Origin of the sequence: Variovorax sp. OK605 (genome assembly GCF_900115445.1) — a bacterium.
GTDB lineage: Bacteria > Pseudomonadota > Gammaproteobacteria > Burkholderiales > Burkholderiaceae_C > Variovorax.
This window is the reverse complement of sequence record NZ_FOWL01000011.1, coordinates 112,189-125,690: the sequence shown is the minus strand read 5'-3', so window position 1 is coordinate 125,690 and position 13,502 is coordinate 112,189. Positions and strand designations below refer to the sequence as shown.

Annotated in this window: 13 protein-coding genes; 8 read left to right on the top strand and 5 right to left on the bottom strand. The window is 72.0% G+C overall.

The window, feature by feature from the left end:
- The first annotated feature begins 82 nt into the window (after positions 1–82).
- Positions 83–526, top strand: coding sequence for a type III secretion system chaperone (locus tag BM013_RS26875; RefSeq protein WP_093130742.1), 444 nt, complete (start codon positions 83–85; stop codon positions 524–526).
- A 31-nt stretch (positions 527–557) separates the two neighbouring features.
- Here BM013_RS26875 and BM013_RS26870 read toward each other — a convergent pair whose 3' ends face one another.
- Positions 558–998 carry an ATP-binding protein gene (locus BM013_RS26870; RefSeq protein WP_093130740.1) on the bottom strand — a complete coding sequence of 147 codons (441 nt, stop codon included), beginning with the start codon at positions 996–998 and terminating at the stop codon, positions 558–560.
- 164 nt (positions 999–1,162) lie between these two features.
- Between BM013_RS26870 and BM013_RS26865 the strand changes: the two genes are divergently transcribed.
- Genes BM013_RS26865 through BM013_RS26855 form a run of 3 tightly spaced genes read left to right on the top strand, consistent with a single transcriptional unit; the run spans position 1,163 to position 6,052 of the window.
- Positions 1,163–1,888, top strand: a complete 726-nt coding sequence (locus BM013_RS26865) for a hypothetical protein (RefSeq protein WP_093130738.1) — start codon at positions 1,163–1,165, stop codon at positions 1,886–1,888.
- Positions 1,885–3,972, top strand: coding sequence for a hypothetical protein (locus tag BM013_RS26860; protein WP_093130736.1), 2,088 nt, complete (start codon positions 1,885–1,887; stop codon positions 3,970–3,972). Before BM013_RS26865 ends, BM013_RS26860 begins: the two co-directional genes overlap by 4 nt.
- Positions 3,962–6,052 carry a PP2C family protein-serine/threonine phosphatase gene (locus tag BM013_RS26855; protein ID WP_143098351.1) on the top strand — a complete coding sequence of 697 codons (2,091 nt, stop codon included), beginning with the start codon at positions 3,962–3,964 and terminating at the stop codon, positions 6,050–6,052. Before BM013_RS26860 ends, BM013_RS26855 begins: the two co-directional genes overlap by 11 nt.
- Here BM013_RS26855 and BM013_RS26850 read toward each other — a convergent pair.
- Positions 6,034–6,789 carry a GNAT family N-acetyltransferase gene (locus tag BM013_RS26850; RefSeq protein WP_143098350.1) on the bottom strand — a complete coding sequence of 252 codons (756 nt, stop codon included), beginning with the start codon at positions 6,787–6,789 and terminating at the stop codon, positions 6,034–6,036. The two genes, BM013_RS26855 and BM013_RS26850, sit on opposite strands and share 19 nt — an antisense overlap.
- 154 nt (positions 6,790–6,943) lie before the next feature.
- Here BM013_RS26850 and BM013_RS26845 point away from each other — a divergent pair, with 154 nt between their 5' ends.
- Both BM013_RS26845 and BM013_RS26840 read left to right on the top strand, forming a co-directional pair.
- Positions 6,944–9,640: an MFS transporter gene (locus tag BM013_RS26845; protein WP_093130730.1), complete on the top strand. Its 2,697-nt coding sequence runs from the start codon at positions 6,944–6,946 to the stop codon at positions 9,638–9,640.
- 89 nt (positions 9,641–9,729) lie between these two features.
- The gene (locus BM013_RS26840; RefSeq protein ID WP_177225574.1) at positions 9,730–10,845 is read left to right on the top strand and encodes an ABC transporter substrate-binding protein; all 1,116 of its coding nucleotides are present in this window, start codon (positions 9,730–9,732) and stop codon (positions 10,843–10,845) included.
- A gap of 65 nt (positions 10,846–10,910) precedes the next feature.
- Here the strand turns inward: BM013_RS26840 and BM013_RS26835 are convergent, their stop codons facing one another.
- A complete protein-coding gene (locus BM013_RS26835; protein WP_093131037.1) occupies positions 10,911–11,339 on the bottom strand; it encodes a GNAT family N-acetyltransferase in 429 nt (142 codons plus the stop codon).
- A 158-nt stretch (positions 11,340–11,497) separates the two neighbouring features.
- On the opposite strand from BM013_RS26835, the gene BM013_RS26830 reads away from it, so the two are divergent.
- Positions 11,498–11,830 (top strand): STAS domain-containing protein, encoded by a 333-nt coding sequence (locus tag BM013_RS26830; protein WP_093130726.1) that lies wholly within the window; start codon positions 11,498–11,500, stop codon positions 11,828–11,830.
- A gap of 117 nt (positions 11,831–11,947) precedes the next feature.
- On the top strand, positions 11,948–12,157 hold the full coding sequence (locus BM013_RS26825) for a hypothetical protein (protein WP_093130724.1): 210 nt from the start codon (positions 11,948–11,950) through the stop codon (positions 12,155–12,157).
- Positions 12,158–12,236: 79 nt separating this feature from the next.
- Here the strand turns inward: BM013_RS26825 and BM013_RS40650 are convergent, their stop codons facing one another.
- Together BM013_RS40650 and BM013_RS26820 are read right to left on the bottom strand one after the other, a co-directional pair.
- Positions 12,237–12,434 (bottom strand): hypothetical protein, encoded by a 198-nt coding sequence (locus BM013_RS40650; protein WP_143098348.1) that lies wholly within the window; start codon positions 12,432–12,434, stop codon positions 12,237–12,239.
- Between the two features lie 371 nt (positions 12,435–12,805).
- Positions 12,806–13,477: an RraA family protein gene (locus tag BM013_RS26820; protein ID WP_093130722.1), complete on the bottom strand. Its 672-nt coding sequence runs from the start codon at positions 13,475–13,477 to the stop codon at positions 12,806–12,808.
- Positions 13,478–13,502 lie beyond the last annotated feature (25 nt).

Below are 13,502 nucleotides of genomic sequence, written 5' to 3'. Positions count from 1 at the left end.
GATCATCCGGCGCCTTCGCGTCGCGCTTGCACTTGCGCACTTGCGCACTTGCACTCGCGAGCGACCCGCCCACTCAGCCTTCATGCCAGACGATCTCTCCCGCACTGTTTTTTCCGACCTCGGCCGCGCGCTCGGCATCGAGGGGCTGGCACCCGAGGCCGACGGCAGCTGCCGGCTGGTGTTCGACGGCAACCGGCTGGTCGAGATGAACGCTTCTCCCGCCCAGCGGCGGCTGCTGGTGTCGTGCCGCCTTGCGCAGTCGGCGGGCAACAGCACCGAAACCCTGCGCCTGCTGATGCGCGCGAGCTACCTGGGCGCGGGCGGCGGCTGGTTTGCGCTGGGGCCGCAAGACCGGCTGTACCTGCACTGCGCCTTTCCGCTGGCCGAGGCCAGCGGCGCGATGCTGCTGCATGCGATCGAACGGCTGCTCGACCACGTGGACACGTGGGAGCGCCGCCTGCAGGAAGGCGCGCTGCAGGACCAGGCCGCGATGGCGCGCATGGCCAACTTTGTGAACCGGATCTGAGAAAGCCGGGAAGGCGGCGCCCGAAGGCAAGTCAGTCGCCCAGCTTGGCGGTGGCTGCGGCCTTGCCGAAGCGCAGCTCGTTGGCGTCGCCCCGGCGCACGTAGTCCATGTGCGTGGCCATGCGGCGCATGAAGTGGATGCCGAGCCCGCCGGGCTCTCGCTCGTCGATGCTCAACGCCAGGTCGGGTTCGCGCGCATGGGTCGGGTCGAAGGCCGGACCCCAGTCGCGCACCAGCACCTCGAGCCGGTCGGGGGAGGGGGCCTCGACTTCGATCTCCACCAGGCCGCCGGCGCCGCGGTAGGCATGCATGACAAGGTTGGTGAGCCACTCGTCCATCAGCAGTCCGACGGGGCCCGCCACGCCGGGATGGATGTCGGCGTCATCGCACCAGCCTTCGAGCTGCGCAAGAAAAGTCGACACCGCCTCGGTGTGTGCATCGATCTTCTGCTGCAAGCGATGAGTCTGCGACATTCGGGTAACAATCTGTCAAAATCGTTGAGATTTACTTACATCAACGTCGGCGGGATTGTGGCACGCCCGCGGCGCATTGCACCCAGTGCTTTTCACTGACTGACGTCAAGATTTTCCGCAGAGTGTCCTCCGCCTCCACGCTTTCGCCTGCAGAACCCGAACCATTGTCCGGGGGAGCGAACGACGCCACGCGCGGCAAGAGCGCGGCCGGCCTGTGGGAAGCCGCCGGGCTGTGGGCCTTGTTCCTGGTGCTGGGCATCGCCTGGCTCGCCGGCTCGCTGTGGATCCTCGAGCGCCAGCAGGCGCAGGACCTGCAGCAGCAGCGCCTCGCGCTGACGGTGATGGAGCTCAAGGAAGCGCTCGAGGGCGACCTGGCCCTGGGGCTCGACCTGGTCGGCCATCCGCAGGCGCAGGGCCTGATCGACAACGCGCTGGAGCGCGACCGCGAGCTGCGCTCCATCGACATCGCCGGCACCGACGGCGTCACGCTCTTCAGCACCGACCGCGGCGCGGTCGGCGAACCGCTCGCGGCTTCCGTGTGGGCCGAGGCGCGGCGCGGCGGCGGCGTGCGCCACATCTGGAACGCCGAGGTGGCGGGCGAGCCGCTGATCGGCAGCGGGTTGCGCGGGCCCTTCGGCGAGCCGGTCGGCTACGTCGTGAGCGCCTACCGCACCGAATCCACGCCGTGGCCCAGCCTGCGTTCGTGGGGCTTCCTGGCACTCGTCACGCTGGCCACGCTGCTGGCCGGTCTCGGGCTGGCACGCCGTGCGCTGCGCCGCACGCAACCCGAAAACGCACCCGTCGCGCACAGCCTGGCCGCCGCGCAGGCCACGCGCCAGCGGCTGGAAGCCTGCCTCGGGCAGATCGACGAGCACGAGGTGGCCGAATGAAGGCCGCCGCGCTGTTCCCCGCGGTCGCCAGGCTGCGCGGCCCCGCCGGCCTGCCGGCGCGGCTCGGGCTGATCGCCTTCGTGCTGCTCTGGGTGCTGGCGGTGCTGCTGTCGGCGCGCACGTACACCGTGCTGGCCGACACGCGCGCGGCGGGCGATGCGGTGCGCGCGCGGCTCATGGCGCAGGTGCTGGCGCAACGCGTCGACCGCGCGCTGTCGCTCGGCATTCCTTTGGATCAACTGGTCGGCGTGCCCGAGCTGCTGCAGCAGCGCCTGGCGGCGTATCCGGACGTGCAATCGATCGCCGTGCACGACGCGGCCGGCCGCACGCTGTGGCAGGGCGCGGCGCGCGACAGCCAACTGCTCAAGGCCCGCCTGCCGCTGTTCGCCCTGCCCGAGGTCGCGGCCGACGCGCCATTGGCCGGCGGCGTGGGCACGGTGCGGCTGGTGGTGCGCAGCCCCGACCTGCTCGAATTCATGCGCTCGCTGGTGCTGCCGCTCACGCTCGGTTGTGCCTTCTTCGCGCTGCTGTCGTGGCTGGCCGCGCTGGCGGCCTTCGAAACCTCGCGCAGGTTGCGCGACCACGCGGTGCGCGCTGCGTCGCGCGACATCGGCGCGGCCCGCTACGACCGCCTGACGACCACGCTGCACCGCCGCGGCTTCGACCTGCGCGTGCAGCAGCTGGCACGCGCGGTGCGCGCCGCGCACGAAACGCTGGTGCGCGCGCGTCGCGTGGTGAGTTCGCTGCGCCGCACCGAGCCGCATCCGGCGCGGCGCGAATGGCTCGACCGCCTGCTGGCCGAAGCCGAGGGCGACGGCCGCTTCGTCGAGTCGGTGGATGCCGCGCCCGCATTGCGCCGCGTGGTTGCCGCCGACGCGGAGGCCGGCTGGTCGCTCGCCATGCTGGGTTGCGCGGCCGGCGCCGCGCTCACGCTGTGCGCCGCGGCCCGCGCGCCGGGCAGCTTCGTTGCATTCGCCTGGGCCGCCGGGTCGCTGGCCGTGGTGCCGGGCTGGCTGCTGGCGCGCCGCAGCCATGTGCCGGCGGTGCTCGTGCTGAGCGCGGCCGGCGTGCTGCTCACGCTCGCGCCGTGGTTCCAGGCGCTGAACGGCTGGCATGGCGATCTGCTGGTGGCCCTGGGCGCCGGGCTGGCGATGGGCGCGGCGGGCGCCGCGGCGTCCGCGATGCAGCGCACCGCGCGCCAGCGCCCCGACCTGCTGCCGCTGGCGCGCCGCCCGTGGGCCGCGAAGGTGGGCGCGGTGCTCGGGCTGCTGGGCCTGGGGCCCGCGCTGGCCGGCCTGGCCTTGATGGTGGCGCAAGACAACAGCGGCTGGCTGCCGCTCGCGCCGATGTTTCCCGCATTGCTCGCGGTGGCCTGCGTGTGGCGCTGGAACGCGGCGCGCAGCCCGTGGCGCACGCGCACGCGCTCGGGTCCGGCGGGGGCGCAACAGACCACCGCCCGTACTGGCGTGGTCGCGTTCGGCGTCGGCCTGACGGCGGCCGGCCTGCTGGCCTGCGCCACCGGCGGGGTGGCGGCGGAAGGGGCGGATGACCTGGTGGGCCTGGTCGGCGCGGGCATGCTCGCGGCGGCCGGCTTGCTGGCCGGCCTGTCGAGACCGAGTGGTGCACGCGGTGCACGCGGTGTGCGTGCCACGCGCGCCGTGGCCGTGCTCGGCATCGCCGTCGGCGCGGCCGGCGGTGCGCTCGCGCTGCTGAGTGCCGCCGGCGTTCTGGGCGGCGCGGCCCCGGTCGGACCCAGCGTGCCGATCGTGGCGGCGCGCTCGATGACCGACTGGCTCGCGACCGGCCTTCAATTCACGGCGGTGCCGCTGCTCGCATGGGCGCTGGGCGCGGCGTTGCGCAACGGCGGCATGCGCGGCGCATGGCCCGTGTCGCGCGCATGGGTTGCGGCGCTGGCCTCGGCCACCGGCGCACTGGCCGTGGGCGCGCTCATTGCCGCGCAGCCGCTCGGTGTCGAGCTGCTGCGCGAATTCGCGCCGGCCGCGGACCGGCCGGTGGTGCAGGCGAAATCGGAGGCGCGGCCGCGCGCCGTTCCTTCCGGAAAGGCGGCCGGCGATGGCACTTAAGGACAGGATCGGGCTCGTCGTGCTGGCCGGCCTGCTGATGCTGTGCGGCATCTTCGGCGTGGCCACGTGGATGCGCGACGGCCGCCAGCAGGCGCGCTACGACGCGCTGCTGATGCAGGCGCAGACCATCGCGTGGGAACGCGCGCAGACCGAGGCGGTGGCGCAGGCCGACGCCGCCGCGAAGCGGCTGGCCGCCGACCCGGCGCTGCGCGCGGCGGTGCAAGGCCGCGACCGCGAAGCCGCCGGCATGCGGCTCGACATGGAGGCGCAGGCGAAGGGCATGCGCGTCGACGTGCTGGACGCGCGCGGCGCGCTGGTGGCCACCACCGCCACCGGGCTCGACCCGGCGCCGCTCGGGCGCAGCGGCTGGTTTGCCGCGGCGGCCGAAGCAACGGGCAAGGACACTGCCGACGCGGCCGAAGGCGCGGACCGTGCCGACGCATTGCGCGGCCTGAGCCAGATCGACGCCATGCGCTACGCATGGGTCGCCATTCGCGGCTTCCCCGGCGGCGCGGTGGCGGTCGGCATTGCCGTCGAAGGCCGCCTGGGGCCGCTGGCGGCCAGCCTGGGCGGCGACGTGGCGCTGGTCAACATGCGGGGCCACGAAGTGGCCGCCACCCGCGCGGGGCTGCTGCGCCAGCACGGCATCGTGGTGCCGGTGCGCAGCCGCACGGCCTTCGTGCAGCGCGACGGCGACGGCGACCTGCAGGTGGTGAGCCTGCCGCTGCCCAACCTCGATGGCCGCGAGACCGCGGTGCTGGTCTGGCTGCGCGATGCCGCTGACAGCGTGCGCGCCGAGCGCCGCGCCGACATCGCCTTGACGACCGGGCTCGCGTTCTTCGCCGTGCTGCTGGCCGCGGGCCTGCTGCTGTGGCTGCGCCATGTGACCGAGCCGCTGGGCCGCGCCGTGGGCGTGCTGCAGTCGCTGGCCGCCGGCAAGACCGACGCCGCGCTCGACGAAGGCGAGGACGAGGCCGAAGGCGAAGCCGGCGACATGGCACGCGGCATCGGCGCCATCCGCGCCGAACTGCTGAACCTGCAGACCTTGCGCGACGAGCGCATTCGCACGCGCCGCCAGCAGGAGCGGCTCATTCGCGACCAGCTGCGCACGCTGGCCGACAGCCTGGAGCCCGGCTCGCGCGAGGAAATCATCGCCGCGCTGGGCGAGGCGCAGGGTGGCGCCGATGCGGCCAATGGCACCGGCACGGCCACCGACGCGGGCAACCAGCTCGCCGACCTGGCGAGCATCCTGGGCCGCATGTCGGGGCTCGTGACCGACCAGCAGAACCAGCTGCTCAAGCTGCTGCGCGACCTGCAGGCCGCGATGGAAACGCAGGCCATGTTCGCGAGCCTGCAGCAGGAGCTGGAGATCGCGCGCCAGATGCAGCTGTCGATCCTGCCGCGGCTGCGGCCCGACGCGGCCAGCGTGGACGTGCGCGCCACCATGATCCCGGCCAAGGAGGTCGGCGGCGACTTCTACGACTACTTCATGGTCGACGACGAGCACCTCGCGGTGGTGGTGGCCGACGTGTCGGGCAAGGGCGTGCCGGCGGCCTTCTTCATGGCCATCTCGCGCACGCTGCTCAAGAGCAACGCCCTGTTCATGCGCACGCCGGGCGCGACCATTGCCGCGCTCAACGAGCAGCTGTGCGCCGACAACGACCAGATGATGTTCGTCACCGTGTTCCTGGGCGTGCTGCACCTGCCCAGCGGCGGCTTCAGCTACGTCAACGCCGGCCACAACCCGCCGCTGCGTTTGCACGGCGGCCAGGTCGAGTACTTTCCGCGCGGCCAGAACATGGCGCTGGCCGTGCTCGAGGGGCAGGACTTCACCGAGGGCAACACCGTGCTCGCGCCGGGCGAGACGCTGCTGCTCTACACCGACGGCGTGACCGAGGCCACCAACCGCGAAGGCGTGCTGATGGGCGAGCAGGCGCTGCGCTCGCTGCTGGCCGAGGCGCATGCCGCCGGCGCCGACCTGCCGCAGGCGGTGGTGCGCGCGGTGCACGCATTCGAGAACGGCGCCGCCCAGTCGGACGACATCACCGTGGTGTCGCTGACCTACAGGGGGCTGAATTGAACGTCGAGCCGGCGCAGGAAGCGCAGCCGCACGCGCGCGGCCTCGCGCACCTCGCCGAGCGCAACGTAGCCTTCGGCGAAGGCGCTGCGCTGCGCTGCAGCGTCGTTGCTGTCGATGAGGCGCTCGTCGCCCGTGTCCACGTGCAGGCCGTGGTCGAGGTCGATCAGTGCGATCTGGCGCTGCACGCCGTCGATCTGCGCGAGCGCCGCCAGATGAAGGCCGCGCCGCAGCATGTTGTGGCGGCTCGTGTGGTTGTGCAGCGAGACCACGGCGGCGCACAGGTGGCGCCCGTGGGAACGCGCCAGCGCCAGGCGCGTGCCCAGCAGCGTGCGCTGCAGGCCCAGCCCGCGCCAGTCGGGATGCACCATGCAGCTCGCCAGGTGCGCCAGCGCGCCGCGCAAGGGCAGCGGCAGGCCCAGGGCGTGGGCGAGGTTGGCGGGGTCGTCGTGCGCGGGCAGGCCGATCATCGCGTAGGCCACCAGCCGCTTGCCGTCGAACATGCCGACGGTTTCGCCGCAGGGCGCGCGGTGGGCGCGCAGGAACGCGGCCTCGTCGTCCTCGCGGATGTAGCAGTCGGGGTGGGAGAGGCCGCCCAGCACCTCGTCGCGCAGCATGGCGATGTCGTCGGCGTCGGCCTCGTTGAGCAGCCGGGCACGCAGCATCGATGCGTGGCGGGCCTGCGCATTCGGCACATCCGGCAGGGTCGCGAACGACGACGACAAGAGCGACGGGGACAACAGGAACTCCTGAAAAGCCGGCTGCCGGCTGCTGTTGGAAATAATGATTTTATGTTACTAATGTCAGCAATAGTTTCTCAAATGCCCTGTTCGAGCTGCCGGGTTGCCGCCCCTAACTGACCTACCTGACCTTCCCGCCCCTGTTGCCGCGCCGATGAGCGATACGACCCTTTCCACCCCACATCCCGCCGCGAGCGACGCCGAGGCCGCGCGCCGCCGCCTGCGGCGCCAGTCGCTGCTGTTCGCCAGCCTCTTCAGCCTGCTGCTGTTCGGCCTGTCGCTGCTGCTGATCGCGTGGCGCGTGGAGCAGGTGCTCGTCACGCTCACGCAGGACCGCACCGACCGCATGGTTCGCCAGCTCGCCGAGGACGGCGAGAACGCGATGCGCCTGGGCCTCACGGTGGGCGATCTCGGTTTTCTGGAAGCGCAGATGGCGCGCCTCGCGCAGCGCGAGCCTTCGCTGCGCATGGCGCGCGTGGCCTCCACCGACGGCCAGGTGGTGGCGCGCTACGGCGACGCCGCGCTGAAGGACGCGGTGGCCCCGCGCTGGGACGCGCGCCTGCTGGCCGATGCGTCCGCGCCCGTGGCGCCCGGCAAGGAAGCGCGCGAGGCGCCGGTGGCCGAGCGCACCACGCCCACGCATGTGCTGGGCGGCACCGTGCTGCTCGACCCGGCGGGCGTGCCGGCCGCCACGGTGTGGGCCGTGTTCGATCCCACCGCGCTGCGGCGCCAGGCGCGCGACGCGGGCCTGACCGTGGTGCTGCGCGCGCTGCCGCTGGTGCTGGTGTCGCTCGCCGTCATCTGGGCGGTGCTCTACCTGTGGGGCTGGCAGACGGTGCGCATGCTGCAGCCGTCGCTGTCTTCGGCGGCGTCTTCATCCACGCGCGAGCGCGGCGTGCCGCGCTGGGCGCTGGTGCTGCTGCTGGCCGGCGTGCTCGCCGCGCCGCTCGCATTGGTGGGCATTGCGCGCGAAGCCGCGCGGCCCTTCGTCACCACGCAGATCGAAGCCAATGCCGACGCCGTGCTGGCCGCGATGGCCGCGCGCATCGAACGCGCGGTGCAGTACGGCGTGCCGTTGAACGCGCTCAATGGTGTCGATGCGCTGTTCACCGAACAACTCGCGGCGGCGCCCGAACTGTCGGGGCTGTCGCTGCGCGACGCGAGCGGGCAGAAGGTGGCGCAGGCCGGTGGCACCGGCAGCGGCACGGCGGCAAGCGATGCCGGCGGCGTGCTGGAGCGCACCCGGGCGCTGGCCGGCACCGACGCCCGCATGGTCGTGAGCTACCCCGCCGACTACGTGGACCGCACGCTGGGCGCGATGCTGGTCGACCTGTTCCTGGCGCTGGTGATTTCCGCCGTGCTGATGCGCGAACTCACGCGCGGCCTGTGGCGCCGTTCGCTGCTGCATCCGCTGATGGAGTACCGCGCCGCGCGCGGCTGGCAGCGTTTCGCGGCGCGCGTGCGCCGCCGCCGCGGGCACGAAGCCGGCTCCGGCGCGGAAGGCACCGCGGCCGCAGCGGCGCAGCGTGCGCGCGCGCTGCTGGGCTGGACCTCGGCATCGGACGTGGCCACGGGCACGGCAGCGACCGTCTCGCCAGCCGCCGCCGACTGGGGCGTGCAGATGACGCGCCTGCGCCTCGCGGTGTTCCTGGTCGCGCTGTCCGAAGAGTTGCTGCGGCCCTTCTTCACGGTGCTGGCCAGCGAGATGGCCGGGCCCGGCAGCGGCTGGTCGCCCGAGATGCTGGCCGGCATTCCGGTGGCGGCCTTCATGGCCACCTTCGCCGCCGCGCAGCCGATGGGGCCGTGGATCGCGCGGCGCTTCGACATCCGCCTGAGCCTGATGCTCGCGGCCATCGCCGGTGCCGGCGCGCTCGCGGCGTCGGCCTGGGTGCACGAGGCCTCGCTGCTGGTGCTGCTGCGCGCCATCGGCGGCGCGGCCTACGGCCTGGCGCTGATCCTGGCGCAGACCGCCGTGGTGCGCTTCACGCCGCAGGCGCAGCGCGCGCGCGGGCTGACCGAGGTGGCCACGGCCATCGTGGCCGCCGGCATCGTCGGGCCGCCGTTCGGCGGCATGATCGCCGGCCGCGTGGGCGACTCCTTCGGCATGGTGGCGTGCGCGCTGGCCATGCTGCTGGCCTTTGCCGCGCTGCTGCGGCTGCGCCTGCCGACGGTGGCGGTCAACCCGCCGGCCGCGGGCTCGGCCGCCGCGCGCGGCGGCTGGCGCGGCTACGCGGCGGTGCTGCGCGAGCCGCGCGCCATGACCATCATCCTCGGCTCCGCCGTGCCGGCGCGGCTGGTGGCGGTGATGGTGCTGTCGATCGTCGTGCCGCTGTACATGCACGACATCGGCCAGCCGCCCGCGGTGGCGGGGCGGGTGCTGCTGCTGTACTTCCTTTGCTACGCGATGACGGCGTCGCTCATGGCGCACTGGTCCGACGCGGCCGGCGAGCGCCGGCGCTTCATCGTGGCCGGCTGCGTGATCGCCGGCGCCGCCTGCCTCGCGGTGCCGCTGCTCGGCGGCCTGTGGGGCATGGCCGCCTGCTGCGCGCTGCTGGGCGCGGGGCAGGCCACGCAGTCGCCGTCACAGATCGCCATGGTCACCGAGGTCTTCGAGAAGAAGCCGCCGCAGCAGCGGCTCGCGACGCCGGAGCAGGCGATTGCCGCCTACCGGCTGATCGAGCGGCTGGGCAGCGTGGCCGCGCCGTTCGTGACCGCGCTGGCCATTCTCTGGGCGGGCCTGGCGGGCGCGCTCAGCGTGGTCGGGCTGGCGGTGGCGCTGGCCGGCGCGGCCGTGTGGTTCGGCCTGCGGCCGGTGGCCACGCGCGCGACGGTGCCGGGAGCGGCCGCATGACACGCTCTTTGCCGCGTTCTTTCCCTGTCCGATCCGTTCGACCCTTTTCTTCGCTGGGAGGCACTGCCGTGTCCCGACATGACACCCCGATGACCATCGCGCGCCGAGCCGTGCGCACCCTCGCGTGCGGCTTGCTGCCGCCGGTGCTGGCCGGCCTGGCACTCACGGCGGCGGCGCAGCCGGCCGCCACGCCCGGCGCCGCTTCAGCCGCCGCAGCCGCCGCGAAAGGCGCGGCCGGGCCGGTCACCATCGCCATGGTGATCCCGCGCGACGAGCAGAGCATCGAGACCGGCTTCAAGGCCTACCTGCAGCGCAACGGCCTGCAGGTGCGCTACGTGCCGATCCGTGCCAGCGAACGCCCCGAAGACGCTGCCGCCTTGCGCCGCCAGGTGCGCGACGCCAAGGCCGACCTGATCTACGTGTGGGGCACGCCCACCGCGCTGTCCTTGGCGGGGCGCTTCGACGCGAAGGGCGACGACGCGATCCGCGACACGCCGATCGTCTTCACCTCGGTCACCGACGCGGTCGGCGCCGGGCTGCTGCCGTCGCTGGAAAAACCAGGTCGCAACGTCACGGGCGTGGGCCACGTCGCACCGCTCACGGTGCAGCTCAACGCGATCCGCGCGTACCGGCCGTTCAAGCGGCTGGGCTACCTGCACAACCCGGCGGAGCCCAACTCGCGCCAGATCCGCGAGCAGCTCGGCGAACTCGCGCGCATCCAGGGCTTCGAGATCGTCGACGCCACCGTGCCGCTGCTGCCCACCGGCGCGCCCGACCCGGCGCCGCTGCAGCCGCTGATTGCCGACCTGGCCAAGCGCGGCGCGGACTTTCTCTACATCGGCCCGAGCACCTTCCTGGCCTTCACGCACCGCGACGTGGTGACGCAGGCGGCCATCGACGCGCACCTGCCGACCTTCTGCGCCACCGAGAGCGTGGTGCGCCAGTCGGGTTGCATGTTCGGCCTGTTCTCCAACGGCGCCAACGTCGGGCGCTTCGCGGCCTGGAAGGCCATGCAGGTGCTGGTCGAGAAGAAGCCCGCGGCCGAGGTGCCGGCGTCGACGCTGCAGCGTTTCTCGCTGCTGGTGAACATGCGCACCGTGCAGTCGCTCGGCCTCTATCCGCCGATGCTGCTGCTCAACGTGGCCGAGGTGATCAACGTGCCGAAGACCGCGCAGGCCGATGCCGGCGCGCCGGGCGCGAAGTGATGGGCCACGATGGGCCATGCGCGCGACCGTGCCGCTTCCCCATCCACGCGCCCGTGCCGCTTCCTTCAGTCGCCAACCAGCTTCTTCTGCAGGTTGAGCCAGGGCGTCTCGTACCAGCCCTGGCGCAGCCAGAACGCGGTGCCGGACTCGTTCTCGCGCAGCACGAAGATGTTGCACTTCACGATGCCGGCGGCGGCCAGCCGCTCGAGGCAGTGATCGACCAGCTGGCGGCCGATGCCGCCGCCGCGCCATTCGCGGTCCACCGACAGGTGGTGCAGCGCGCCGCGCCGGCCGTCGTGGCCGCACAGCACCGAGCCGATCATGCGGCCCTCGGGCGTGCGCGCCACCGCGCTGAAGCCGGGGTTGCGCGCCAGGAACACCTCCACCGCCTGCGCCTCGTCCGATTCGTTCAGGCCCATGCCCTCGGTACGTTGCCACAGCGCAAAGGCCTCAGCATGGTCGGCGGGAACAAAGGAGCGGATCTGGACGGTCATGGCGTGGCGGCGGAAGAAAAAACAAAAGTCTGCGAAGGCGAAAAGGCCGCCGATTCTGGAGGTCGCGCCGGGCCCGGTCAATCGCGACGCCCACCTACAATCGCTCGCCTGGCCGCCGGCCGGACGACTTCTTTCACCGCTTCCTCGGACTCTCACCCATGAACATCGAACAGGAAACCCGTGGCGACGTGCTCGTGGTGCGTCTTGCCGGCCGTCTCGACAGCAGCAGCGCCCCCGAACTCGAGCGGATGCTGCTCGAGCAATTCACCGCCGGCCTCAAGCGCCTGGTGTTCGACTTCTCCGCGCTGGACTACGTCAGCTCGGCCGGCCTGCGCGTGATCCTGCTGGCCGGCAAGAAGCTGCGCGCGGCGCAGGGCAAGCTGGCCCTGGTGGGGCTGCGCGACATGGTGCGCGAAGTGTTCGAGATGAGCGGTTTCCTCACGCTCTTCGCCGTCACCGACACGGTGGACGAGGGCGTCGCGAAGGTCTGAAGGGGCCGTGTCCGCAACGCCTTTGCGAAGCCTTCCTTGAAGCGCGCTGTCGGCCAAACCCCACTGGGCAATGTAAAGAACGTGCGAGTACCGCATGGCTGAAGACATGATTGGACGATGAACAAGACAGAGGTCATGGCCACGTCGATCGACATGGCGCGCAACGGCCTGGGAATGACGCCGGGCGATGCATTCGACTACATCGCCGGGCTCATCGGCGCACAGGATCCCGCGAGCGAGCTGTACGACAGGGAAGTGGAACAGCTGCTGCGGCTGGCCGCCTGCCTCTGGACCTTGCGGCGCGATCTGGTTTCCCCGGGCGCCTGACGGGCGCCTGACTCTTGTTCGGCGGCGGCAACTGCCGCGGGAAGAGATGCAGCGCCCGCACGCCGGTCTTGCCGAGGCGCTATCTGCGGGCTTGCGCCTCAGCGGGGTCGTGCTGCTGGCCTTGCTGCAGTTTCGCCTCGTCGGCGTTCCGGTTGTAGACACAGGCACCGTAGACCAGCGCCACCAGCGCAAGCGCGACCGGCACCAGCACGAGCCGCTGCACGAGTGAGCGTTCCCGTGCTTCGGGGTCCTTGCGCTGTCGTGTGTCCGTTTTCAACTTCGCTCCTTTGAAACTGGCCTGGCCTGCCTTGGCGTGAGGCGAGCTGCAGAGCCTATGCAGGAGCGCCGGGAGCACCTATACGCCGTTCGGCCCCTTTCGAGTCCGCACGACGGCGTGGTCAATGCGCAAGGCGATGTGCGGACGGGTCAGGGCTGAGCGGGCATGCGATCCGAGCGCAGGGGCTGCCGGACAAGGGCGATGCCGCACGGGGCCTCGACGCACCGTTCGAAACCCAGTGTAGGCCTTGTTTTTCGATGGCGCACCTTGTCTTTGGCACTAGAGCGCCCAGGGTACTTGGCTGCTTGTGCCCGCCATGCAAGCGTCCACGCAGCGGGCCGAGCCCACGCGTTCGCGCGAACGAGATGGCGTCAGTTGGCGCAGCGCGCCTCCAGCGCATCCAGGAACGACCGGTCCCAGCGTCCTTCCTTCATCGCCTGGATGGTCCGGGCCTCCGTCTCCAGATGCGCGCGGGCCTTCTCGATCAGCAGCTCGGCCTCGTCGCGCGGGAACGCCATCAGCCCGTCCTGGTCGCCCACGACGATGTCGCCCGGGTTCACCACCATGCCGCCCACCGACACCGGCACGTTGATCTCGCCGGGGCCGTCCTTGTACGGACCGCGGTGGTTCACGCCGCGCGCATACACCGGGTAGTCGCGCGCGCGGATCTCGGCCACGTCGCGGATGGCGCCGTCGAGCACCACGCCCACGGTGCCGATGGTCGCGGCATAGAACGACAGGATGCCGCCGATCACCGCGTTGGTCACGTCGCCGCCCGCGTCGATCACCAGCACGTCGCCGGGCCGGCAGAACTCGAAGGCCCGCATCATCGTGAAGTTGTCGCCGCCGCGCGTCTTCACGGTCACGGCCGTGCCCGCCATGGTCCTGGGGCCGGGTCGGTGGTAGGGCTGCAGGCCCACGCTGCCGATGTTGCGGTGCATGTTGTCGCTGAGCGCGGCCACCGGAATGTCGTGCAGCGCGGCGATGATCTCGGCCGCCACCTGCGGGGCCGACGGGTTCTTGCGAATGGCTTTGTAGGGCATGGGGTCGTCCTTGCGAATCGGGTGG

What these genes read in the sequence shown, in the direction of transcription:
- BM013_RS26875 (WP_093130742.1), top strand. Translation starts at nt 83, where the DNA reads ATGCCAGACGATCTCTCCCGCACTGTTTTTTCCGACCTCGGCCGCGCG.
- BM013_RS26870 (WP_093130740.1), bottom strand. Translation starts at nt 998, where the DNA reads ATGTCGCAGACTCATCGCTTGCAGCAGAAGATCGATGCACACACCGAG.
- BM013_RS26860 (WP_093130736.1), top strand. Translation starts at nt 1,885, where the DNA reads ATGAAGGCCGCCGCGCTGTTCCCCGCGGTCGCCAGGCTGCGCGGCCCC.
- BM013_RS26855 (WP_143098351.1), top strand. Translation starts at nt 3,962, where the DNA reads ATGGCACTTAAGGACAGGATCGGGCTCGTCGTGCTGGCCGGCCTGCTG.
- BM013_RS26845 (WP_093130730.1), top strand. Translation starts at nt 6,944, where the DNA reads ATGAGCGATACGACCCTTTCCACCCCACATCCCGCCGCGAGCGACGCC.
- BM013_RS26840 (WP_177225574.1), top strand. Translation starts at nt 9,730, where the DNA reads ATGACCATCGCGCGCCGAGCCGTGCGCACCCTCGCGTGCGGCTTGCTG.
- BM013_RS26835 (WP_093131037.1), bottom strand. Translation starts at nt 11,339, where the DNA reads ATGACCGTCCAGATCCGCTCCTTTGTTCCCGCCGACCATGCTGAGGCC.
- BM013_RS26830 (WP_093130726.1), top strand. Translation starts at nt 11,498, where the DNA reads ATGAACATCGAACAGGAAACCCGTGGCGACGTGCTCGTGGTGCGTCTT.
- BM013_RS26825 (WP_093130724.1), top strand. Translation starts at nt 11,948, where the DNA reads ATGAACAAGACAGAGGTCATGGCCACGTCGATCGACATGGCGCGCAAC.
- BM013_RS26820 (WP_093130722.1), bottom strand. Translation starts at nt 13,477, where the DNA reads ATGCCCTACAAAGCCATTCGCAAGAACCCGTCGGCCCCGCAGGTGGCG.